A 22,097-nucleotide genomic window follows, 5' to 3' on the forward strand; every position below is an offset into this window, starting at 1 on the left:
GACATGCTCGACGCCAAACTGGTCCGCACCCAGCCCCGGGAAATCGCGGAACGCCTCGCCACCCGTGGCTTTGAACTGGACGTAGTGCGCCTGGAAGCGCTGGAGAACCAGCGCAAGGCAGTGCAGACCCGCACCGAACAGCTGCAGGCCGAGCGCAATGCCCGTTCCAAGTCCATCGGCCAGGCCAAGCAGCGTGGTGAGGACATCGCGCCGTTGCTGGCCGACGTCGACCGCATGGGCGGCGAGCTGGAGGAGGGCAAGCGCGAGCTGGAAAGCATCCAGGCCGAGCTGGACAACCTGCTGCTGAACATCCCGAACTTGCCCGATGAGTCCGTGCCGGTAGGCGAAGACGAAGAAGGCAACGTCGAGGTGCGTCGCTGGGGCACGCCGAAGGCCTTCGATTTCGAGATCAAGGACCATGTGGCCCTGGGCGAGCAATACGGCTGGCTGGACTTCGAGACCGCCGCCAAACTGTCCGGCGCACGTTTCGCCCTGCTGCGCGGCCCCATCGCCCGCCTGCACCGCGCCCTCGCGCAGTTCATGATCAACCTGCACGTCACCGATCACGGCTACGAAGAGGCCTACACGCCTTACCTGGTCCAGGCCCCGGCCCTGCAGGGCACCGGCCAGCTGCCGAAGTTCGAGGAAGACCTGTTCAAGATCTCCCGCGAAGACGAGGCCGACTTCTACCTGATCCCCACCGCCGAAGTCTCCCTGACCAACATCGTGGCCGGCGAGATCCTCGACGCCAAGCAGCTGCCGATCAAGTTCGTCGCCCACACCCCGTGCTTCCGCAGCGAAGCCGGCGCGTCCGGCCGCGATACCCGTGGCATGATCCGCCAGCACCAGTTCGACAAGGTCGAGATGGTGCAGATCGTCGAGCCGTCCAAGTCCTTCGAGGCCCTGGAAGGCCTGACTGCCAACGCCGAGCGCGTACTGCAGCTGCTGGAACTGCCTTACCGCGTGCTGGCCCTGTGCACCGGCGACATGGGCTTCTCCGCCGTGAAGACCTACGACCTGGAAGTCTGGGTGCCGAGCCAGGACAAGTACCGCGAGATTTCCTCCTGCTCCAACTGCGGCGACTTCCAGGCCCGCCGCATGCAGGCGCGCTACCGCAACCCGGAAACCGGCAAGCCCGAACTGGTGCACACCCTGAACGGCTCCGGCCTGGCCGTTGGCCGTACCCTGGTGGCCGTGCTGGAGAACTACCAGCAAGCCGACGGCAGCATCCGCGTACCCGAGGTACTCAAGCCCTACATGGGCGGCCTCGAAGTCATCGGCTGATCGCCGTCCCCTGCCTCGGCAGGGGAAATGGAAAACCCCACCGCCCGCGTCGTAGCCAGGCTGCACGCGGGCGGTGACCGTTGAGCTGTATCCCCACCCGCTATCGCAAGAAGGCCCCGCTATGGATTTCCTCCCGCTGTTCCACAATCTCCAAGGGCGCCAGGTGCTGGTGGTCGGTGGCGGCGAAGTGGCGTTGCGCAAGGCGCGGCTGCTGGCCGATGCCGGTGCGCGGCTGCGGGTGGTGGCGCCGCGGATCGAGGCACAGCTGCTGGAAATGGTCGAAGGCAGCACGGGCGAAGCCCATCTGCGCGGCTATGGCGAGGCTGACCTGGCCGGTTGCGTGCTGGTCATCGCCGCCAGCGACGACCAGGCCCTGAATGCCGAAGTGTCCGCCCAGGCCCAGGCCCGTGGCATTCCGGTCAATGTGGTGGATGCACCGAAACTCTGCAGCGTGATCTTCCCCGCCATCGTCGATCGTTCGCCGCTGATCGTCGCCGTCTCCAGTGCCGGTGACGCGCCAGTGCTGGCCCGGTTGATCCGCGCCAAGATCGAGACCTGGATTCCCTCCGCCTATGGCCAGTTGGCCGGCCTGGCGAAGAAGTTCCGCGACCAGGTGAAGGCCTTGCTCCCTGATGTGCAGCAGCGCCGGGTGTTCTGGGAGGAGGTCTTCCAGGGGCCGGTGGCTGAGCGCATGTTGGCCGGGCAGGGCGCCGAAGCCGAACGCCTGCTTGCCGAGCGGGTTGCCGGCGGGGCGCCCAAGGCGCTTGGCGAGGTCTATCTGGTTGGGGCCGGCCCGGGTGATCCCGACCTGCTGACCTTCCGCGCCCTGCGACTGATGCAGCAGGCCGATGTGGTGCTCTACGACCGCCTGGTGGCCGAGCCGATCATCGAGTTGTGCCGCCGCGATGCCGAACGCATCTATGTCGGCAAGCGCCGCGCCGACCACGCGCTGCCCCAGGACGAGATCAACCGGCTGTTGATCGAGCAGGCCAAGCTGGGCAAGCGCGTACTGCGCCTGAAGGGCGGCGATCCCTTCATCTTCGGCCGTGGTGGCGAGGAGATCGAAGAGCTGGCGGCCAACGACATTCCCTTCCAGGTGGTGCCCGGCATCACTGCGGCCTCGGGCTGCGCCGCCTATGCCGGCATTCCGCTGACCCATCGCGACTACGCGCAGTCGGTGCGCTTCGTCACTGGCCACTTGAAGGATGGTAGCTGCGACCTGCCTTGGGGTGACCTGGTGGCGCCCGGCCAGACCCTGGTGTTCTACATGGGGCTGGTTGGCTTGCCGATGATCTGCGAGCAGTTGGTCAAGCATGGCCGTGCCGCCGAAACACCGGCAGCCCTGGTGCAGCAAGGCACCACCAGCCGCCAGCGCGTGTTCACCGGTACCCTGGCCAATCTGCCGCAGTTGGTGGTGGAGCATGAGGTCCACGCGCCCACCCTGGTGATCGTGGGCGAGGTGGTGACCCTGCGCGAGAAGCTTGCCTGGTTCGAAGGGGATCAGGCCGGAGCCTGATCCTTGCGTGCCATCGGCAGCGCCTTCAGGTGCCCGCGATCATGGGGGCGGCTGAAGTCCTGCACCGGGCCCAGGGGCACCACGCCAGTGGGGTTGATGGTGCGATGGCTGGCGTAGTAGTGGTGCTTGATGTGGGTGAAGTTCACCGTCTCTGCCACACCCGTCCATTGATAGAGCTCGCGCAGCCAGCCCGACAGGTTGGGGTGGTCCTCCAGGCGCCGTAGGTTGCACTTGAAGTGCCCGTGGTAGACGGCGTCGAAGCGGATCAGCGTGGTGAACAGACGCCAGTCCGCTTCGGTGATCCGTTCGCCCGTCAGGTAGCGTCGGGTTGCCAGTAGGGCGTCCAGATGGTCCAGCTCGTCGAACAGGGCGTGGAAAGCTTCTTCATAGGCTGCCTGGGTGGTGGCGAAGCCGGCGCGGTACACGCCGTTGTTGATGGCTGGGTAGATGCGCTCGTTGAGGGCGTCGATCTTGCCGCGCAGGGCTTCGGGGTAGAAGTCCAGGCGGTTGCCGGTCAGATGGTCGAAGGCGCTGTTGAACATCCGGATGATCTCGGACGATTCATTGCTGACGATGCGTCCGGTCTGCTTGTCCCAGAGCAGCGGCACCGTGACGCGGCCGCTGTAGTCGGGGCTGTCCAGGGTATAGCGGTGGTGCAGGTAGGTAAGACCGTCCAGTTTGTCGCCGGTCGAGCCGTATTGCGGGTCGAAGGTCCAGCCCTGTTCCAGCATCAGCCAGCTCACTACCGAGACGTCGATCAGCGATTCCAGGCCCTTGAGCTTGCGGAAGATCAGGGTGCGGTGCGCCCAGGGGCAGGCCAGGGACACGTACAGGTGGTAGCGGCCGGCTTCAGCCGGAAAACCGCCCAGGCCGGAGGGGCCAGGGGCTCCGTCGGTGGTGATCCAGTTGCGCCGCCGCGCGCTCTCGCGCTGAAAACGTCCGTCCTTGGCCGTGTCGTACCATTTGTCATGCCACTTGCCATCGATCAACAGGCCCATGGTCGTTCTCCGCAGTTGAGTTCGGAGTTCAGTCTATCGGCGGTTGATCGATGTAAAAGCGCAAATTCGTGGGTTCTATTATCGATCAGCTCGATATCTGGCGGGCGGCCCAGATCCGGTCGGCTTCGGTGAACGCCTGCTCGCGGCTCATGCCCAATCCGTGCAGGGCCAAGGCCATGGTGGAGCGGATCGCCAGGTGACCGTAGGCGTCCTCGGCCTCGCCGCGCCAGACGGCTACCAACTGGTTGGCGTCCAGGCTTTCCGGCTTCACGTGGCGCAGCGCTGAGAGCGCCGGCCATTCCTCGTCCCAGGCCTGGCCGTCGGTGGTGCCGTAGAGGTGGCAGGTGCCATCGGGATTGACCTCGATCTCGCCGCCTTCACCCTTGATCACGACGGCGTGGTCGCCGAGCAGTTGGCTGGCTTCGCGGTGAACCGCCTGGTAGCCGGGGTGGAAGATGCTCTGCAGGCCGCAGCGCGCGCCGAGCGGGTTGAGGATGCGCGCCAGGGAGTGGATCGGCGAGCGCAGGCCGAGGGTGTTGCGCAGGTCGATCATCCGTTGCAGCTGCGGCGCCCAGGCGCCGAGGGGAATGAACGCCAGTCGGCGCTCGTCGAGGGCGGTGGCAACCTGCTGCCAGTCCCGGCAGAGCGGGATATCCAGGAGCTCCAGCAGCTGTTCGCTGTAGACGCGTCCGGCGGTATGGGCGCCGCCGCCATGGAGCAGGATGCGTACGCCGCTGTCGGCCAGGGCCTTGGCGGCCAGCAGGTACCAGGGCAGGTGGCGTTTCTTGCCGGCGTAGCTCGGCCAGTCCAGGTCGACGGAAATTTCCGGCGCCTGGTTGCGCTGGCGGAAGGCTTCGGTGAAGCCGGCCAGCTCCTCGGCGTTCTCCTCCTTGTGCCGCAGCAGCATGAGGAAGGCGCCGAGCTGGGTGTCCTCCACTTTGCCATCGAGCAGCATGCCCATGGCTTCGCGGGCTTCCTCGCGGGTCATGGCGCGGGCGCCGCGCTTGCCCTTGCCGAGGATGCGGACGAAGTGGGCGAAGGGGTGTTCGGCTGGGGTGACGAGATTCATAGGCAGTTGGTCGGCTTCGGCAGGCCGGCGAGCTTGGCAGCAAGCTTGGCCGGGGCGCCCTTGAATAGGCGGTTGAGGTGCAGGCTGTTGCCCTTGTCCGGGCCGAGCTTCTGCGCCACGTACTTGACCAGTGGGCGATTGGCCGGCGACAGCTGGAATTCCGCGTAGAAGCCGCGCAGGAGTTCGAGTATCTCCCAGTGTTCCGGCTGCAACTGAAGTTCTTCGCGCTCGGCCAGGGCCTCGGCCACGGTGGGGTTCCAGTCGCTCAGCTGCTGCAGGTAGCCATCCTTGTCCAGGGGGATCCTGCGGTCGTCGATGAGTAGATCGCTCATAACCAGCTGTTCACCTTGTCGTAGTGGCAGCAGCGCTCGACGAAGGCCGGGTAGTCCAGCGCTATCAGGCGCGGCGGCAAGTCGGGGAGGGCGCGGGCTTCGAGGTCTTCGGCCAGGGCGTACAGGGCAATGGCGTCGGGCATCAGATCCAGCGCCTGGCGCGTCAGGCTGCCGGGTTGCAGGGCGTACGCCGCGTCGCCGCTGAGCAGCAGGCCATCGTTCGGCGCCAGCAGGCGCAGGCAGCTGCCGAGGCGGCTGTCGGCAAACGGGGAGTGGGAGAGGATATGCAGGGTGGCCATCAGAGGGTGAGCACCTGGTCGTAACGGTCGATAAGGGCGGTCAGGGCACCGTCGTCGAGAACCTCTACGGCGAGGTTCAGCTCGGTGCCGTGCAGGCCGCGTTCCTGCAGGCTGCGGGCGGAGGCGTAGAGGCACTCGACACCGAACAGCGGGAGCGCCTGCAGGTTGGCGGTCAGGTCCTTTTGCTGGAGTGCCGCTGGTTGCTGCCTGGCCACCAGCTGGAACACACCGTCATCGAGGAACAGCATGCCCAGGGGCAGGTCGAAGGCGCCACCGGCCAGGGCGATGTCCAGTGCCTCGCGGGCGCCGGGGCCGCTCCAGGGAGCCTGGCGGCTGATGATCAGCATTGATTTCATTTCAGTTGCCTCCAAAGCTGACCAGGCGATCGGCCATCTGCGCCGCTTCGTGCAGTTGGCCCAGGCCGGACAGCTCCCAGCCGGCCGCCAGATTGTCAGCGGGGCGTCCATAGCGCTGGGATTCTTCCGCGTTCAGTACGCCGCGTCGCAATGCCGCGGCGATGCACACGACGCCGTCCAGCTTGTGTTCGACGACGAAGGCGCTCCACTCGGCGGAGAGGTTCGGTTCGTCCTGGGGGGCGACGACGTTGGCGGAGGCGCTGTGTACGCCGTCCTGATAGAAGAACAGGCGGACGATCTCATGACCGCCGGCCAGGCAGGCTTCGGCGAAACGCAGGGCTCGTCGGGAAGAAGGTGCGTGGGCGGGGGCGAACAGGGCGATGGCGAATTTCATGGTCGCTCGGGCGAATGGAAAGCAGCTGGAATGATACGGCCAGACGCGCCATTTTGCCCGCCCGGACACGAAAAAGCCCGCCGAAGCGGGCTAGTCCGAAGAGTCGATTGGTTGTCAGTCGTTGCTGCCGAACACGCCGATCAGTTGCAGCAGGCTGATGAACAGGTTGTAGATGGACACGTACAGGCTGATGGTGGCCATGATGTAGTTGCGCTCGCCGCCGTGGATGATGGCGCTGGTCTGGAACAGGATGCAGACCGAGGAGAACACCACGAAGCCGGCGCTGATCGCCAGTTGCAGGCCGCTGATGTTGAAGAAGAAGCTGGCCAGCGTGGCGCCGATCAGGACGAAGAAACCGGCGGTGATGAAGCCACCAAGGAAGCTCATGTCCTTGCGGGTGGTCAGCACGTAGGCGGACAGTCCGAAGAACACCAGGGCGGTCATGGCGAAGGCCGAGCTCACCACTTCGCTGCCGTTGGGCATGCCGAGGTAGGCGTTCAGGATCGGACCCAGGGTGTAACCCATGAACCCGGTCAAGGCGAAGGTGGACACCAGGCCCCAAGCCGAATCGCGCAGCTTCACGGTGAGGAAGAACAAGCCGTAGAAGCCGACCAGCACCACGAAGAAGCCGGGGTAGGGTACGCGCATCTGCTGGGCGATATAGGCAACCAGGCCGCTGAACGCGAGTGTCAGGGCCAGCAGCCCGTAGGTGTTGCGCAGGACGCGGCTGACTTCAAGCTGCTCCGCCTGCGCGGGGTTGAGTGCATAGTTCTGTTCGTTCATCGCGACGCTCCCGAAATGGTTTCCGTGACCTTGGTCAGTCCTGGATATTAACAGACGCTCGAAACGCGCCAAATGCAAGAGTTTGACAGCGTGTTGCGTTCCGGTACTATGGCGCCCCGCGCAGCGGAGGTGTGGCCGAGTGGTTTAAGGCAGCGGTCTTGAAAACCGCCGAAGGGGAGACTCTTCCGTGAGTTCGAATCTCACCGCCTCCGCCATCTATATAGCTGAAAGCCCCGGTTTTCGGGGCTTTTGTGTTTCCGGGGTAACCCCCTCTCGTTTCCCTTGCTCGTCATGCCTGCATGCATGCTGTCTCAAGTGGGGATAGCGGCCGTGCAGCCATCTCCAACCGGATTCGCGGCTTTCATGGCAACAGAAACGAAAAAGCCCCGCATAAGCGGGGCTCTTTCAGCAATTCAGCAACCCTTACAGGGCGCGAACTTGCTCAGCCTGAGGGCCTTTGGCGCCGGCGGTGACGAGGAAGCTCACGCGCTGACCTTCGTCCAGGGACTTGTAGCCGTCGCTTTCGATCTGACGGAAGTGAACGAATACGTCCGGACCTTGCTCAGGGGTGATGAAGCCGAAACCTTTCTCGGCGTTGAACCACTTAACGATACCGTTTTGACGAGTAGACATGTTGTTATCTCCAAGGTGTAGGGAAATTGGCAGGCGAAAAACCTGGCCAGGACTGTATGCGAAGTGAAGCGTGCCGAGGAGATGGAAAATCGTAGGACAGAACATCAAAACGGTGCCGCAAGACTGAGCAGGCAGTCGCGACAGGATACAGGGTCTGCCGGGATTAGAAAGCCTTTTCTGCTGGAGTGCCGATTTTCGAGCTTGGCGCTGGACGGGCGACCCAGGATCCCGACACGCGCGCAGCTATAGCTGTATAGTCTCCAGTCGAGCCGCTCGCGATGAGGGCTCATCACTGAGAGGTGACCCACGTGTCCGATGCAGAGACAAGCCGAGCGAGATCCGAGCTGGACGAGCAGACCAAGGCCTTCCTGTCGAAAGGTGGCGAGATCAAGGAGATACCTACCGGAGCGACCGGGTGGGACGCGGATCGCAAGAAGTCACAGTGGACCAAGGCCCAGGCCAGGAAACCGGAAACCGAATCCCAAAACAAAAGCCCCGAATAGGGGCTTTTGTCTTTTCGGGTTTCGACGGCCACAGCCATGGTGGTCACGTCCGGGTGTTCAGCTTCTCGCATTCGTGGTTTGCCAGCGTTTCGTCGTGATGCTTGTTACCGACATAGACCCCCGTCGCCCTGTCGATTATTCGGTACCAGTAGGCATCCATGGCCGTTCCTCCTAGAACATCGCCGTTCCTGATTCCTCTGACGTCGGCTCGCGGGATCCTTTTCACCGAGAAGCGTGCACTCATGGCGGAACTCCTTGTTAGGGAAGAAGTGGAACATTTTTGATAGCCACTATTGGCCGATCTCGCAACCTCGCAGTCGATACGGATCATTTCAACCGCTCTCCGATGCCCCTCTGCGGCAGTTTGGCGTCCTTGCGCATTCGAGGTGGCGCCTGGGCGCGCGCAGCCGTTGGCGGAGCTGGTTAGCCTGCGCGGGCCAGAAGGCGCCGCCGTTGGTGATGGTGCCGGTCATTCATCGAATCGAGAGCTGAACATGTCCAAACCCGCGTTGACGTTGAAGTGGTTCGGGGTCTACCTGATGCTGCTGGGACTCGCCCTGGCGGCGATACCCAATCTGTTGCTGCCGCTGTTCTTCATGGAGCCCGCCCGGGAGGTGTGGATCCGGGTGGTGGGCGTGCTGGTGTTCAATATCGGCGTTTATTACTGGTTCGCGGCGTTGAGTGAGTCGCGCCCGTTGTTTCTCGCGTCGGTCTACACCCGGGCACTGGTGCTGGCGAGTTTCGCGTTGTTTGCCGCACTGGGGCTTGCCGCACCGATGATGGTGCTGTTCGGCGCGGTGGATTTCCTTGGGGGACTGTGGACGCTTCATGCACTGCGCCAGGAGCGCCGGGTGCGGGCGGGCATCCCGGGTTGACCTGCGGAGGCGGGCGAGCCCTCGAGGGCTCGCCCGCCTTTCTGCTTTAGCGGGTACCGCGACGACGCAGGGCGGAGGGCGTGAAATAGTCGCTGCTCGGTTCTGCCTGGGCAAAGTCGATGCTGGTGGCTTCCTCGTTGTCCAGGTTCATCACGTGATAGCGCCGGGCTTGCAGGTCGTGGAAGACATCGAGGCTGGTCCAGACTGTCGGCAGCTCGTAGTAGTTCTTCAGGTACGCCATCGAGACGCGCCAGAGTTCGCCGCGGCCGTCGTACTGGTCGACCACCGCCGCCCCCCAGCTGTCCTCGTCCAGGAACAGCACGCGCTTGGCGTAGATGTGCCGGGCACCGGGCTTGAGCTTGCCTTCCACCACCCATACCCGATGCAGTTCGTAGCGGGTCTGCTCGGGGTTGATGTGGTTGGGTTGCAGCAGCTCGCGGTACTTCAGGGTTCCCGCGGAAAGCCGGTAGTTGTTGTAGGGGATGTAGATCTCGCGCTTGCCTACCAGTGTCCAGTCGTAGCGATCGGGCGAGCCGTTGTACAGGTCCGTGTCATCGGCGGTACGCAGTCCGTCGGACGAGGCGATGGGCGTGTCATAGGCAAGGTTCGGCGCGCGACGCACGCGTCGTTGACCGGCGTTGTAGGCCCAGGCCTGGCGCGGCTCCCTGACCTGGTCGAGGGTCTCGTGCACCAGCGAGGCGCCGCCAGCCAGGCGTGCCGGGCTGCGGGTGAACGCGAGGAAGTAGAACATCCGGTTGCCCAGTTCGTTGAAGTTGCCACCCTGCTGGTAGTACTTGAACAGGGCTTCCTGCTGGGAGGTCACCAGGGAGAAATCGCCGTTGCGCTGCACGGCGGTTTCCGCCGCACGACGGACGATGTAGGTGCCACGGTAGCGCGCGATGTGGTTCCACACCGCTTCCACGCCGCTCTGCGGAATGGGGAAGGGGATGCCGCCGAAGGCATCGACGAAACCGTTGCCCCCGGCCACCAGCTTGGCGCTGGTGGCGTTGCTGAAGGTGTTGTCGTAGACCCATTGTGGCGCCGATCCGCTGCGGCGGCTGGGGTAGATGGGCATGCGGAAACTGTCGGGATAGGTCTTGAACAGGGCGATCTGGCCGGCGGTCAGCTGGTCCTGGTATTGCGCCAGGTTGGCCGCGGTGATGGTGAACAGCGGCTTGTCGTCCGGGAAGGGATCGATGTGGTGCTGAGTGGGCTGGTAGCCCGCCGGCGCCGCGGTGATGCCGCCGGTCCAGGCGGGGATCGTGCCGGCGGCGTTGCCGGCACGCTCGGCGCCCAGCGGGGTCAGGGTGGATTGCAGCTGGGCCGCCTGTTGGGCGGACACCGCCGCCAGGGCATTGCCGTTGCACAGCGCCAGGGTCATGGCTGCGCCGATCAGGGTACGCAAGTTGCGCATGGTGACTCTCCAGATGGGGTTCCGCCGGCAAGGGGCCGGCGGCGGTCGGCGTTAGAAGGAGTACTTGACGTTGAATCCGATGTTGTCGCGGTCGCGGCCGGCGTTGGCCTGTCCGGCGCCGTAGAACTCGGTGTACTGCAACTCGGCTTCCAGGGCGTTGAGGTAGGTGGCCTTCACGCCCAGGGTGAAGGCCCGACGTCCCTCGATGAAGTTGCCGGTCTGGTGGGAGTTGCCGGAGATGTCTTCCTTGAAGACGCCGTAGGGCGAGAGGTTCACCCCGGCGAACAGGTCGTTCCAGGTGCCGCTGAGCAGCAGGGTGTAGCCGTAGGCATCGCGGCTGACCTGGTCGCCATTGTCGAAGCCGGAGATGTAGGCACCGTTGGCGCGGCCGGCGTAGCGGCGTATCGAGCCGTCGTAGGCACGGTATTTCAGGCTGCTGCCACGCAGGTGCTCCGAGGCGAACTCGGCGACACCCATCAGCGAGTCGAAGGACAGCGACGGGCCGAAGTTGTAGATGGTGCCCAGGGAGGTGTTGTAGGACTCCGCCCGCTCGTAGTTGTGGACCTGGTCGCCGATGCTCACTTGCTTGCCGCCGATGCTCACCGGCCGGCCACCGGCCATGGGCGCCGCCTGGGCGAGCATGTCGTAGAGCAGGTCGTTGGTGGTGGAGATGCCCACCGGCATGTTGGGCCGATAGGCGATCTCGCCGAATACCGACGCATCGGCGATGGTGGTGTTGAAGCTCAGGCCGTACATGCGGATGTCTTCGACGTAGTCGCGACGGGCGATCACCTGGTTGGCCAGGTCCACCGCCGACATGCCATTGACCAGGCCCAGGGCCTGGGCTGCCGCGGGGTTGCCGGAGCGCGCCGCCGCCACCAGGGCGTCATAGCTGCCGAAGCCGCCGAGTCCGGCCAACTGGTCGATGTTCAGGCCGGCGTAGGCCGGGTCGACCTCGGCGAAGATCATCGGCTCCTTGGCGTGGTAGTTGACGAAGTAGAAGCCGAACTCGGTGGAGTTGAGCGCCTCGGCTATGTAGCGGAAGGACACGCCGAACTGGCCGTCGTTCTTGGCGTTCAGGTCCTGGCCGATGCTGGATACCTTGAAGAAACCGTTGCGGTCCAGGTAGTCGGTGCCCTGCAGGCCGCCGAAGTTGATGCCCGCCAGCTGCTGGTAAAGGCCCTGGAAGGTCGGGTCGGCGAAGGCGTTGACGCGGGTGTAGCCGGTGTTGCCGCCATCGGCGAACAGGTCGGTTTCCGAGAAGAAGGTGCCGACCGGGTCGATGCGGGTTTCCTTCCAGTTCCACTGGTAGAAGGCGTCCATCGCCAGGTTGTCGGTGAGGCCGATATTGAAGTTGACCGCTTCCACCGGCAGCAGGACTTCCTTGAGTTCGGAGCCGGGCAGGCGGAAGCGCGCGGAGTCCACCGGGTTGGTGGTGTTGATCCCGCCCCGGTAGAACAGCCCCTCGCCCCAGTTGAAGACCTGCCGACCGATGCGCGCGGTCAGCGGCATATCGGCGACGTCCCAGTTGCCGTAGAGATAGGCGTCGTAGATTTCCGCGCTGCGCCCGGCGGTGTCCCGGGTCTCGCTGGTGAAGCGGTCGTCGCGGGGGTAGTTCTGGCTGGGCTGGGGCGGCCGGTTGTTGTCGTAGTAGTCGTTGCGGTGGTCCATGATGCGGGTGTCATAGAACGCCGAGCCGCGGACGAAGACGCCGTAGTTGCGGTAGGTGGCCTCGAAGTCCGAGGTGATCTTGTAGACCTCGGAAACCAGCCCCGTGTTGAAGTTGCGGTTGCCATCGTTGCTGTTGACGTCGTTGTTGGTGCGGTCCTGGCCCTGGACGCGCCACAGCGTGCCGTAGGAAAGGGTGGTATCCAGTGAGCCATTGACTTCGTTGTCGAGGAAGCTGAATTCCACGGCCTTGGCTTGACCGGAAAGCATCAGAGGCAAAACGCAGGCGATAGCAGGCGCCGCCTGCAAGCAGCGCTTGCGGGATTTGGATTGCATGGGGTTTTACTCCAGAGACTGCTTATTGTTGTGTTTGTCTTTGGTCGGCGGCGCCCGGTGCTCCGGGCGTGGACGCCGTTGGTAGCGGGGTTGGAACTGTCGCGCGGCCCGCTGCGCTCAGCCCTCCTTTTCCAGGCGCATCGGGGTTCTTGGCTCTGCTTGTTGCCGCAGCGGTGGCCCGCCCGCGAGCAGCCAGCAGCCCACGGCCAGCGCCAGGGTCAGGTGGAAGAGGTCCAGCCGGGGAATCCCCAGCCACTCGCCCTGGGTGCCCACCAGGAGTCCGGCGGCCATGAACAGCAGACAGCCGGCGATTGCCAGCGGCCAGTGGCGCGAGCGGCCTTTCCAGGCGATTACCATCAGCGCCAGGACGTTGCCGGCCAGTGCGGCTTGCGCGGGTAACCAGAGCATCACGCCCGCCAGGGCCAGCAGCAGTGCGTTTCGCGCCGGGCCCACCAGGCTGGCCGCCGCGATCAGCAGCAGGCTGACTCGCCCGGAGAGGCTCGACGCCGCCTGGTGCAAGGGCTTGACCGTTTCCATGCCGGCATAGTGAAAGGCGCCGAGCAGCGCCGCCAGGCCGATCAGCGCAAGCCCCAGGCCCCGCCAGTAATGGCCCGCGCGCAGGCTGAGGGTGACCGCCAGGAGGCAGGCACCGAACAGCAACAGCTCACAGATGACGCTCTGGACCATCTCAGGCCTCCACAGGCTGCAGTTGACGCACGGCTCGCAGGAGTGCGAACGCCAGGACACCAAGCAGGGGCAGTGCCAGGAGGGCGGCCCAGGTCGGCGGCAGGCCCCAGTGCTGGTGCACGATAAGCGCCGGCACGCTCAGGGAGAACAGCCACAACCATTGCCAGCGTGCATGGCCGGGACGATTTTCCAGGGTGCGCCCCATGATCCAGACGGTGGCAAGGACCCAGGCGGCGCCGAGCAACTTCCAGGTCAGCGGCATCTGCGCGGCGAAGGCGAGCAGGCCCAGGCCCAGGACCATCAGCAGCAACATCTGCAGTACGCAGTAGATGGACGTGGCGGTGGAAATGCGCGGCCGGTAGATGCGGAACTCGGCGATGTCGTAGGGCTTCTTCGGGTCCAGCCGTTCGGCGGCGGCGGGGCGCCAGCCGGGGCGGGCGAACCAGACCTTGATGCGGTCCTTCCAGTTGTCCGCCAGGCGGAAGTCGGCGTAGAGGTCGCCGTACTTGTGGAAGTTCGCGCGCAGCGGGTCGAAGGTCTTCAGCTGGCCGTGGATGCCGTAGATGATCGGCTCTTCCGACTCCGGGCGCTCTTCGGCGAAGGTGCCGAACATGCGGTCCCAGATCATCAGCACGCCGGCGTAGTTGCGGTCCACGCAGTAGGCGTTCTGGCCATGGTGAACGCGATGGTTGGAGGGCGAGCAGAACCAGCGGTCGAACCAGCCGAGGCTGCCGACGTGGCGGGTGTGGACCCAGAACTGGTAGCCCAGGACCACGGCGCCGGCGATCACGAACACGGTCGGCGGGATGCCGATCAGCGCCAACGGCCAGTAGAACACCCAGTTGCTCAGGAAGCCGGTGCTGGTCTGGCGCATGGCGGTGGCGTAGTTGTACTCCTCGCTGGAGTGGTGGACCACGTGCGACGCCCAGAGGAGATTGACCTCGTGGCCCATACGGTGGTGCCAGTAGTAGCAGAAGTCGTAGCCGATCAGGCCGATGGCCCAGACCCACCACTGCGAGGTGTCCAGCTCGAACAGCGCCAGGTATTGGTAGGCCAGTACGTAGACGCCGAAGTTCAGTACCCGGACGAAGAGGTTGACCACCTGGCCGCTGAGGCCGAGGGAGATGCTCGAGAGCGTGTCGCTCAAGGCGAAGGTCTGTTTATGACGCCAGGCACCCCAGAGCATTTCCACCACCAGCAGGAGAATGAACAGGGGGACGGCGTAGACAATTGCGTTGGGCATACTGCCTCCTTGTTGTTGTCGGAGGCAGGCTAACCCCTGGGCCCAGGGCGAGCCTTCGGCAAGGCGCCGGGTCGCGTGCTGTAAGGCGACAACTTGGTGCTCAGCTATCCTCGGCCATGGCCAGGAACTTGCGGTAGTCCGCCGGCGACAATCCACGGAACTGGCGGAAGGCATGGCTGAAGGCGCTGGCCTGGGAATAGCCGAGCATCAGCGAGATATCCATGACGCTGGATTCGGTGCAGCGCAGGTAGTGATCGGCCAGTTCCATGCGCACGGCTTCAAGCACCAGGGAGAAGCTCTCGTTCTCCATCGCCAGCTTGCGCTGCAGGGTGCGTGGCGACATGGCCAGATGGCGGGCGACGCTTTCCAGGCTGGCGTCGCCGTTGGGCAATGCCTCGACGAGAAAGGCGCGCACCCGGGCGATGACGGAGTAGGGCGCATAGGAGCGCCCGAGCTGGACGTCGGCCTCCAGCAGCATGCTCCGGTGGGTGCGTGGATCGGCGCCCAGCACCGGGGCGCGCAGCATCTCCTCGGGAAATACCAGGCCGTTCATGTGGCTGTTGAACTGCACGGGGCAGCCGAAGAAACGCTCGTAGTGTTCGGGGGCGCCCAGCGCGGCATGGCGCATATGGACTTCCAGCGGTGGCATGTTCGTGCCGATCAACCAGCGGCCGAACGCGGTCCAGCCGATGAGTACCGCCTCTTGCAGCAGGGCGCTGTAGGGTTCCAGTTCGGTGATGCGACAGTCCTCGATCGTCACACGCTCGCCGTCCATGGCGATGCGTGTCTGGCTCGAGGGGCTGTCGAAGACGATCTTGCCGAAGCGCCGGATCATGCCCATGGCATCGCCCAGGGTGTTGCTGGTCATGGCCACGTAGCCCAGGCAGCCGTAGGTGCCGGGCCGCACGGTGGCCCCCACCAGCAAACCGAAATGTGCCTGGCCGCAGGCCTCGCTGGCCAGTGCCATCAAGTCGCGCAGCTGGCGCATGGGGATGCGTTGGATGGGATCGGCGAGCTGGGTCCTGGACAGGCCCACCTGCCGGCACAGGGCGTCCTCGTCGCAACCCTGTTGGACGGCGATGCTGAGGACGTGACTGACGAAGGCGGCACTTGTACTGGCAGGGCGCATGGCGAATCGATGTGTTGGCTGTCGCCCGGAGGCCTGGGCTTGAAGGCTGGTGATCGGGCGCACTCTAGCAATGCCTGAGCCTGTTCGGCCACACCCCGGGGACCCTGGTGTCGGCAGAAAGGAAGTGGCCTGTCAGATAGTTCTGATAAAGAACGCTAAAGGCCTTCTTTACCTCGCGCTTGCGCAATCGCGCCAACCTCCTGTCGATTGGGCGCCATCCGCTCTCAATGCCGCGTTTTCAGGCGTTTTCCATCCTTTCTCCGTCATTTTTCTGCCATTTCTTTGGGCTTTCGACGGGCGTGCCAATACCTTGACTGTGTGGCATTTACATTTTGATACATCTGCTCTTAAGTCAGCTTATTGACGTTCTGCGGCGCTAAACAAAACGAGCGAAAGCTCAATCAGCCCATACCTTCGTCGGCGCGTTTTCCAACAGAGATGCCATAAGGCATCCAGCCGGTGTCGAGGGCCAGCAACTGGAGATAGTCATGAAACGCCCTGACTGCGAGCACGCGACAGGTCGGCCGGAGGACTCGGTCGACGGCGAGGGGAGAAGGAAGTTTCTCAAACTGACGGCAGCGACCATGGCGGCGCCGCTGCTGATGACAACCACGACGAGGGCCCGGGCCGAAACCGCGATTCCAGTGTTTCCACCCAGTCCACCCACGGTGCCCTGGGCCCATGAACTGCCCACCCAGGTGAATCCGGCGGGCGCTGTTTCGTCGTTGAGTCCGGTACCTACGGAGGCGGCCAACGTCGCCGGTGGCGAGGCGGGGCGCAGCCCCCACCAGCGCTGGGCGCAGTTCGCCCCGGGCGCGTTGCTCTACGAGATCAGCGCGGTCGAGCGCAACGACTGGGTGTACAGCCCGTCCTACCCACCGCAGCGCATCTGGGGTTACCAGACCAATAGCAACCCGGACAACAGCATGCCCAGCGCGACCTTCTTCGCGCGCTACGGGCGCCCATTGATCTGCCGCATCCATAACAAGCTGCCGCAGAACCACGTCGGCTTCGGCACCCCGGAGATATCCACCCACCTGCACAACCTGCATTGCGGGTCGGAGAGCGATGGCTTCCCGGGCGACTACTACAGCCCCAACAAGTACGGTCCGACGCTGACGGCCAAGGGTCGCTTCAAGGATCACCTCTACTCCAACGTCAAGGCCGGGTTCGAGGCGCGCCAGGATCTCAAGGGCGATCCCACCGAGGCACTGGGGACGCTCTTCTATCACGACCACACCCTGGACTTCACCGCGCCGAACCTCTACCTCGGCCTGGCGGGGTTCTATTACATCTTCGATGAAGTGGATTCCGGTAATGAAGCCGACCCAAGCCCCACTGCGCTGCGTTTGCCGAGCCATCCCTACGACTATCCGTTGAACTTCAACGACAGGCGTTTCGACGCCAGCGGCCGGCTCTTCTATGACCAGGTCCACCCGGAAGGCGTGCTTGGCGACAAGGTCGCGGTCAACGGACGCATCGAGCCGGTGTTGCGGGTCGCGGCGCGCAAGTACCGTTTCCGCTTGCTGAATACCGGCCCGAGCCGCTTCTACAACTTGGCCCTGGTGACGCCGACCAATGTGTTGCAGAAGTTCACCTACATCTCCAACGACGGCAACCTGCTGCCGGCGCCCTTGCTCAACCAGACCAGCGTGACCCTGGGCGTGGCCGAGCGCGCCGACATAGTGGTGGACTTCTCCAAGTACGTGATCGGCACCCAGCTGTACCTGGTCAACCGCATGCGCCAGGTGGAGACCCGGCTGCCCAAGGACGTCAAGGAACCCGGTGATCGAGTGCTGAAGATCATCGTCGACCGCTATCCACCCACCCAGGACCTCAGTCGCGTGCCCGCCAGCTTGCGGCCGCTGCCAGTGATCACCCCGGCCGAGATCGCCGCGGCGCCGGTACGCCGCTGGATCTTCGAGCGTGACAAGGGCATGTGGGCGATCAACGCCAAGTTCGTCGACGTGAACGTCCCCCGGGCGCAGATACCCAAGGGTGGCTACGAGATCTGGGAGCTGTCCAACGTCAACGACGGTTGGAGCCACCCCATCCATATCCACTTCGAGGAAGGGCGAATACTGCAGAAGCTGGTCAAGGGCGTCAGCGTCCCGATCCCGGCCCATGAGCAGGGTCGCAAGGACGTCTATGTGGTCGAGCCGTTCACCACCTTGCGGATTTTCCTGCGCTTTCGTGACTACAAGGGCAAGTACCCCATGCACTGCCACAACCTGATCCACGAGGACCACGCCATGATGTTGCGTTGGGACATCGTCTGAGGCCGCCGGCGGAGGAGCAATCACCATGAATACGCGCAGAAATATGCTGGCGGGGCTCGGCGGCGCGGCCGCCCTGCTGGCGGGCTGGGCCGCGACCCGCAATGGCGACATGCTGCAGGCCGCTCCGGCGCATGCCGCCGGGGCTGTGCCTTTCCCCAATGTCACGCTCTACACCCATGAAGGACGCAAGGTGAAGTTCTACGACGACCTCATTCGCGGCAAGGTCGTGACCTTCAACATGATGTACACCCAGTGCACGGGCAAGTGCCCGACCATGACCGCCAACCTGCGGCAGTTCCAGCAGTTGCTGGGGGACAGGGCGGGGCGCAGTGTCCACATGCACTCCATTACCTTGCAGCCGCTACTGGATACCCCTGAGGTACTGAGGGCCTATGTCGAGAAATATCATCTGGGAGAGGGCTGGCAGTTCCTCACCGGCGATCCGGACGACATAGAGGCGGTGCGGGTAAGCCTGGGCTTCTATGACGTGGACCCCGAGGTCGATCGGGACCTGACCAGCCATACCGGCCTGGTGCGCATGGGCAACGACAGCTACCAGCGCTGGACCATGGCACCGGCGTTGACCGGAGCGCAGCACATCTTCTCAACCTTGAACCACGTCGACCACGATTGGAGCGCGGCGTCCTGAAAGGCACGAGGGTGTCCCTGGCGTAACAGGGACACCTCGCTTTCCTTGCTTGCTTTTGGTGATAATTAACATGATTAAAGCTGTGTAAGCTGTTGTTTTTAATAAATGTACTTCTCGTAAAATTCCCTCGTTATTCGTCGCGTCCAGTCCTTTCGGTTGAAAATTTGGCGCTGCCACTTTGACGCTGGCTGCATCTGGCGCTAGGTCATTTTCCGGTCATTTGCTAATGTGAGCTTCATTTGAACAAGCTTGCTGCCGCGGTAGCGCGCGATGCACTGAGAGGTGTGGCTTGATTAGGGTGCTGGTGGTCGATGACCACGATCTGGTGAGAACGGGGATTACCCGCATGCTGGCCGATGTAGATGGCCTGCAGGTAGTAGGCCAGGCCGATTGCGGCGAGGAAGCCCTGAAGAAAGCGCGGGAGCTCAAGCCTGACGTCGTCCTGATGGACGTCAAGATGCCCGGCATCGGTGGCCTTGAAGCCACTCGCAAGCTGCTGCGCAGCCATACCGACATGAAAGTGGTGGCGGTGACCGCCTGCGAGGAAGACCCTTTCCCGACCCGGCTGCTGCAAGCCGGTGCGGCGGGTTACCTGACCAAGGGCGCCGCCCTGGAAGAGATGATTCAGGCGATCCGCCAGGTCTTTGCCGGCCAGCGTTTCATCAGTCCGCAGATCGCCCAGCAATTGGCGCTCAAGTCCTTCCAGCCGCAGTCCAATGGTTCGCCGTTCGACCTGCTTTCCGAACGGGAGATTCAGATCGCCCTGATGATCGCCAACTGCCAGAAGGTGCAGAGCATTTCGGACAAGCTCTGCCTGTCGCCGAAGACAGTGAACACCTACCGCTATCGCATCTTCGACAAGCTCTCGATTTCCAGCGACGTGGAGTTGGTACTGCTGGCGGTTCGGCACGGCATGGTAGACGCCGTCAGCTAAGATGTCCGACTCCTTCGACGCAAGTGCTTTCCTTGCCGCCTGCAGCGGTCGTCCGGGTGTCTACCGGATGTTCGATGCGGGCGGCAAGCTGCTTTATGTGGGCAAGGCGAAGAACCTGAAGAAGCGTCTCGCCAGCTACTTCCGCAAGACCGGCCTGGCACCCAAGACCGCCGCCCTGGTGGGGAAGATCGCCCAGGTCGAGACCACCATCACCGCCAACGAAACCGAGGCGCTGCTGCTGGAGCAGACGCTGATCAAGGAATGGCGGCCGCCGTACAACATCCTGCTCCGGGATGACAAGTCCTACCCCTACGTGCATCTCAGCGACGGCGATTTCCCCCGGCTGAGTATCCACCGTGGCGCGAAGAAGCAGAAGGGGCGCTATTTCGGCCCTTATCCCAGTGCCGGTGCCATCCGCGAGAGCCTCAATCTGTTGCAGAAGGCCTTCCTGGTTCGCCAGTGCGAGGACAGCTACTACAAGAACCGCACACGGCCCTGCCTGCAATACCAGATCAAGCGCTGCAAGGCGCCATGCGTGGGGCTGGTGGAGCCGGGCGAGTACGCCGAAGACGTGCGCCACTCGGTGATGTTCCTGGAGGGGCGCAGCAATGCACTGTCCCAGGAACTCTCCAGCGGCATGGAAGAGGCGGCCATGCGCCTGGACTTCGAGCGTGCGGCTGAACTGCGTGACCAGATTTCCATCCTGCGCCGCGTGCAGGACCAGCAGAGCATGGAGGGCGGCACCGGCGATATCGATGTGATCGCCGCCTTCGCCACGCCGGGCGGCGCCTGCGTGCACCTGATCAGCGTGCGCGGCGGACGCGTGCTCGGCAGCAAGAATTTCTTCCCCCAGGTCGCGATAGAAGAAGAGGGCGCCGACGTACTGGTGGCCTTCATCGGCCAGTACTACCTGGGCAACCAGGAACGGGACCTGCCCAGCGAACTGATCGTCAACACGACCCATGAAGACTTCCCGACCCTCATCGCCGCCATCGCCGAACTGCGCGGTCGGGAGCTGGACATCAGTCACCGGGTGCGTGGCACTCGCGCGCGCTGGCAGCAGCTGGCGGTCACCAACGCCGAGCAAGCCCTGACGGCGCGGCTGGCCAATCGGCAGCACACGGCCGCGCGTTTCGAGGCCCTCGCCGAAGCCCTGGGCCTCGACGAGGCGCCGCAGCGTCTGGAGTGCTACGACATCAGCCATTCGAGCGGCGAGGCCACCGTGGCGTCCTGCGTGGTGTTCGGGCCCGAAGGCGCCCTGAAGTCCGACTATCGCCGCTACAACATCGAAGGCGTCACCGCGGGCGACGACTACGCGGCCATGCACCAGGCGCTGTCGCGGCGCTTCAGCAAACTGAAGGACGGGGAGGGCAAGCTGCCCGACGTGTTGCTGGTGGACGGTGGCAAGGGCCAGTTGGCCATGGCCCAGGAAGTCCTCCGGGAGCTGGCGGTACCGGAGCTGATCCTGCTCGGCGTCGCCAAGGGTGTAACCCGCAAGCCCGGTTTCGAAACCCTCTACCTGAACGACGCTGCCCACGAATTCACCTTGCCGGCGGACTCCCCCGCACTGCACCTGATCCAGCAGATCCGCGACGAGGCGCACCGTTTTGCCATCACTGGGCACCGTGCGCGGCGTGGCAAGGCGCGGAGTACCTCGAGCCTGGAAGAGGTGGCGGGAGTAGGGCCCAAGCGCCGTCGGGAGCTGCTCAAGCACTTTGGCGGGCTGCAGGAGCTCAACCGCGCCAGCATCGAGGAAATCGCCAAGGCGCCCGGGATCAGCAAAAAGCTTGCTGAGTCGATTTATGCGGCCCTGCACAGCGAGTAGAATGCCGCATTCCTTCAGAACCAGCCGTAACGATGAATATTCCAAACCTCCTCACCGTTCTTCGCGTACTGCTCATTCCCGTCTTCATTCTGCTGTTCTATCTGCCGTTCTCCTGGAGCTACCTGGCAGCCAGCGTGGTCTTCGCCATCGCCGCGATTACCGACTGGTTCGATGGTTACCTGGCGCGGCGCTGGCAGCAGAGCACGCCCTTCGGCGCCTTCCTCGACCCGGTGGCGGACAAGCTGATGGTGGCGGTCGCATTGGTCCTGCTAGTGGAAGAGCACCACAACCTCTGGCTGACCCTGCCGGCGGCTACCATCATCGGTCGTGAGATCGTGGTATCCGCCTTGCGCGAATGGATGGCGGAACTGGGCGCGCGCGCTCATGTAGCGGTATCCAATCTCGGCAAGTGGAAGACCGCGGCGCAGATGCTGGCCCTGGTCATCCTGCTGGCCAACCCGCCGCTGCTCAACCTCTGGGTGGGTATCGGTTATTTCCTGCTGATCCTGGCTGCGGCACTGACCCTCTGGTCCATGCTGCACTACCTGCTGGCTGCCTGGCCGCACCTGCGGGCGGACCCAAAGGAAAAATAAAGCTTTTTTGAATCAAGGGGTTGACGGCTGTTCGTGAATCTATAGAATGGCGCCCGTCAACACGACAAAGCGGGAATAGCTCAGTTGGTAGAGCACGACCTTGCCAAGGTCGGGGTCGCGAGTTCGAGTCTCGTTTCCCGCTCCAGTTTCACGCGACGCCGCCGCCGATAGCGGCGTCATCGTTTAGGCCGGATGGCAGAGTGGTCATGCAGCGGATTGCAAATCCGTGTACGCCGGTTCGATTCCGACTTCGGCCTCCATCTAAAAAGCCCCGTAGATCATCGATCTACGGGGCTTT

Annotated in this window: 23 protein-coding genes and 3 tRNA genes; 12 read left to right on the forward strand and 14 right to left on the reverse strand. The window is 63.9% G+C overall.

What is annotated here, in order from left to right; all coding sequences use genetic code 11:
• Window positions 1-3: 3 nt before the first annotated feature.
• Both serS and cysG read left to right on the forward strand, forming a co-directional pair.
• Entirely contained in the window at window positions 4-1,284 is a 1,281-nt protein-coding gene (serS, locus tag PCA10_RS12485; protein WP_016492449.1) for a serine--tRNA ligase, read from the forward strand.
• A 121-nt stretch (window positions 1,285-1,405) separates the two neighbouring features.
• Window positions 1,406-2,800: a siroheme synthase CysG gene (gene cysG / locus PCA10_RS12490; RefSeq protein WP_016492450.1), complete on the forward strand. Its 1,395-nt coding sequence runs from the start codon at window positions 1,406-1,408 to the stop codon at window positions 2,798-2,800.
• Here the strand turns inward: cysG and PCA10_RS12495 are convergent.
• From PCA10_RS12495 to PCA10_RS12525, 7 genes are all read right to left on the reverse strand, one after another.
• Window positions 2,785-3,798 (reverse strand): glutathione S-transferase family protein, encoded by a 1,014-nt coding sequence (locus PCA10_RS12495; RefSeq protein WP_016492451.1) that lies wholly within the window; start codon window positions 3,796-3,798, stop codon window positions 2,785-2,787. The genes cysG and PCA10_RS12495 overlap by 16 nt on opposite strands.
• 85 nt (window positions 3,799-3,883) lie before the next feature.
• Window positions 3,884-4,867 carry a glycosyl transferase family protein gene (locus PCA10_RS12500; RefSeq protein WP_016492452.1) on the reverse strand — a complete coding sequence of 328 codons (984 nt, stop codon included), beginning with the start codon at window positions 4,865-4,867 and terminating at the stop codon, window positions 3,884-3,886.
• Entirely contained in the window at window positions 4,864-5,199 is a 336-nt protein-coding gene (locus PCA10_RS12505) for a TusE/DsrC/DsvC family sulfur relay protein (protein ID WP_016492453.1), read from the reverse strand. Before PCA10_RS12505 ends, PCA10_RS12500 begins: the two co-directional genes overlap by 4 nt.
• Window positions 5,196-5,498 carry a sulfurtransferase complex subunit TusB gene (gene tusB, locus PCA10_RS12510; RefSeq protein WP_016492454.1) on the reverse strand — a complete coding sequence of 101 codons (303 nt, stop codon included), beginning with the start codon at window positions 5,496-5,498 and terminating at the stop codon, window positions 5,196-5,198. Before tusB ends, PCA10_RS12505 begins: the two co-directional genes overlap by 4 nt.
• Complete coding sequence (gene tusC / locus PCA10_RS12515; protein WP_016492455.1) at window positions 5,498-5,854, reverse strand: sulfurtransferase complex subunit TusC; 357 nt, start codon at window positions 5,852-5,854, stop codon at window positions 5,498-5,500. The genes tusB and tusC overlap by 1 nt, the downstream gene beginning before the upstream one ends.
• A gap of 1 nt (window position 5,855) precedes the next feature.
• Window positions 5,856-6,248 (reverse strand): sulfurtransferase complex subunit TusD, encoded by a 393-nt coding sequence (gene tusD, locus PCA10_RS12520; protein WP_016492456.1) that lies wholly within the window; start codon window positions 6,246-6,248, stop codon window positions 5,856-5,858.
• Between the two features lie 114 nt (window positions 6,249-6,362).
• Window positions 6,363-7,031, reverse strand: coding sequence for a Bax inhibitor-1/YccA family protein (locus PCA10_RS12525; protein WP_016492457.1), 669 nt, complete (start codon window positions 7,029-7,031; stop codon window positions 6,363-6,365).
• A gap of 125 nt (window positions 7,032-7,156) precedes the next feature.
• On the opposite strand from PCA10_RS12525, the gene PCA10_RS12530 reads away from it, so the two are divergent.
• Window positions 7,157-7,246 (forward strand) — tRNA-Ser (locus PCA10_RS12530).
• Window positions 7,247-7,454: 208 nt separating this feature from the next.
• On the opposite strand, the gene PCA10_RS12535 is transcribed toward PCA10_RS12530, so the two are convergent.
• A complete protein-coding gene (locus PCA10_RS12535; RefSeq protein WP_016492458.1) occupies window positions 7,455-7,664 on the reverse strand; it encodes a cold shock domain-containing protein in 210 nt (69 codons plus the stop codon).
• 308 nt (window positions 7,665-7,972) lie between these two features.
• Here PCA10_RS12535 and PCA10_RS31250 point away from each other — a divergent pair, with 308 nt between their 5' ends.
• Entirely contained in the window at window positions 7,973-8,167 is a 195-nt protein-coding gene (locus tag PCA10_RS31250) for a hypothetical protein (protein WP_016492459.1), read from the forward strand.
• Window positions 8,168-8,210: 43 nt separating this feature from the next.
• Here PCA10_RS31250 and PCA10_RS12545 read toward each other — a convergent pair whose 3' ends face one another.
• Window positions 8,211-8,411: a hypothetical protein gene (locus PCA10_RS12545; RefSeq protein ID WP_016492460.1), complete on the reverse strand. Its 201-nt coding sequence runs from the start codon at window positions 8,409-8,411 to the stop codon at window positions 8,211-8,213.
• Between the two features lie 250 nt (window positions 8,412-8,661).
• On the opposite strand from PCA10_RS12545, the gene PCA10_RS12550 reads away from it, so the two are divergent.
• On the forward strand, window positions 8,662-9,042 hold the full coding sequence (locus PCA10_RS12550; protein WP_016492461.1) for a hypothetical protein: 381 nt from the start codon (window positions 8,662-8,664) through the stop codon (window positions 9,040-9,042).
• Window positions 9,043-9,088: 46 nt separating this feature from the next.
• On the opposite strand, the gene PCA10_RS12555 is transcribed toward PCA10_RS12550, so the two are convergent.
• The 5 genes from PCA10_RS12555 to PCA10_RS12575 all read right to left on the reverse strand — a co-directional run bounded on the left by PCA10_RS12555 (window position 9,089) and on the right by PCA10_RS12575 (window position 15,519).
• Window positions 9,089-10,456, reverse strand: coding sequence for a DUF1329 domain-containing protein (locus tag PCA10_RS12555; RefSeq protein ID WP_016492462.1), 1,368 nt, complete (start codon window positions 10,454-10,456; stop codon window positions 9,089-9,091).
• A 51-nt stretch (window positions 10,457-10,507) separates the two neighbouring features.
• A complete protein-coding gene (locus PCA10_RS12560; protein WP_016492463.1) occupies window positions 10,508-12,460 on the reverse strand; it encodes a DUF1302 domain-containing protein in 1,953 nt (650 codons plus the stop codon).
• A gap of 117 nt (window positions 12,461-12,577) precedes the next feature.
• On the reverse strand, window positions 12,578-13,147 hold the full coding sequence (locus tag PCA10_RS12565) for a hypothetical protein (protein WP_016492464.1): 570 nt from the start codon (window positions 13,145-13,147) through the stop codon (window positions 12,578-12,580).
• Between the two features lies 1 nt (window position 13,148).
• The gene (locus tag PCA10_RS12570) at window positions 13,149-14,390 is read right to left on the reverse strand and encodes a sterol desaturase family protein (RefSeq protein ID WP_016492465.1); all 1,242 of its coding nucleotides are present in this window, start codon (window positions 14,388-14,390) and stop codon (window positions 13,149-13,151) included.
• Between the two features lie 100 nt (window positions 14,391-14,490).
• Window positions 14,491-15,519 (reverse strand): AraC family transcriptional regulator, encoded by a 1,029-nt coding sequence (locus PCA10_RS12575; protein WP_016492466.1) that lies wholly within the window; start codon window positions 15,517-15,519, stop codon window positions 14,491-14,493.
• A gap of 725 nt (window positions 15,520-16,244) precedes the next feature.
• On the opposite strand from PCA10_RS12575, the gene PCA10_RS12580 reads away from it, so the two are divergent.
• The 7 genes from PCA10_RS12580 to PCA10_RS12610 all read left to right on the forward strand — a co-directional run bounded on the left by PCA10_RS12580 (window position 16,245) and on the right by PCA10_RS12610 (window position 22,059).
• Window positions 16,245-17,798 (forward strand): multicopper oxidase family protein, encoded by a 1,554-nt coding sequence (locus tag PCA10_RS12580; RefSeq protein ID WP_016492467.1) that lies wholly within the window; start codon window positions 16,245-16,247, stop codon window positions 17,796-17,798.
• A gap of 25 nt (window positions 17,799-17,823) precedes the next feature.
• The gene (locus PCA10_RS12585) at window positions 17,824-18,447 is read left to right on the forward strand and encodes an SCO family protein (protein ID WP_016492468.1); all 624 of its coding nucleotides are present in this window, start codon (window positions 17,824-17,826) and stop codon (window positions 18,445-18,447) included.
• Window positions 18,448-18,736: 289 nt separating this feature from the next.
• Window positions 18,737-19,381 (forward strand): response regulator transcription factor GacA, encoded by a 645-nt coding sequence (gene gacA, locus PCA10_RS12590; RefSeq protein ID WP_016492469.1) that lies wholly within the window; start codon window positions 18,737-18,739, stop codon window positions 19,379-19,381.
• A gap of 1 nt (window position 19,382) precedes the next feature.
• Entirely contained in the window at window positions 19,383-21,206 is a 1,824-nt protein-coding gene (uvrC, locus tag PCA10_RS12595) for an excinuclease ABC subunit UvrC (protein WP_016492470.1), read from the forward strand.
• Window positions 21,207-21,238: 32 nt separating this feature from the next.
• Entirely contained in the window at window positions 21,239-21,799 is a 561-nt protein-coding gene (gene pgsA / locus PCA10_RS12600) for a CDP-diacylglycerol--glycerol-3-phosphate 3-phosphatidyltransferase (protein ID WP_016492471.1), read from the forward strand.
• Window positions 21,800-21,868: 69 nt separating this feature from the next.
• Window positions 21,869-21,944, forward strand: a tRNA-Gly gene (locus PCA10_RS12605).
• Window positions 21,945-21,985: 41 nt separating this feature from the next.
• Window positions 21,986-22,059: transfer RNA gene (locus PCA10_RS12610), tRNA-Cys, on the forward strand.
• Window positions 22,060-22,097 lie beyond the last annotated feature (38 nt).

The organism is Pseudomonas resinovorans NBRC 106553 (genome assembly GCF_000412695.1).
GTDB lineage: Bacteria > Pseudomonadota > Gammaproteobacteria > Pseudomonadales > Pseudomonadaceae > Metapseudomonas > Metapseudomonas resinovorans_A.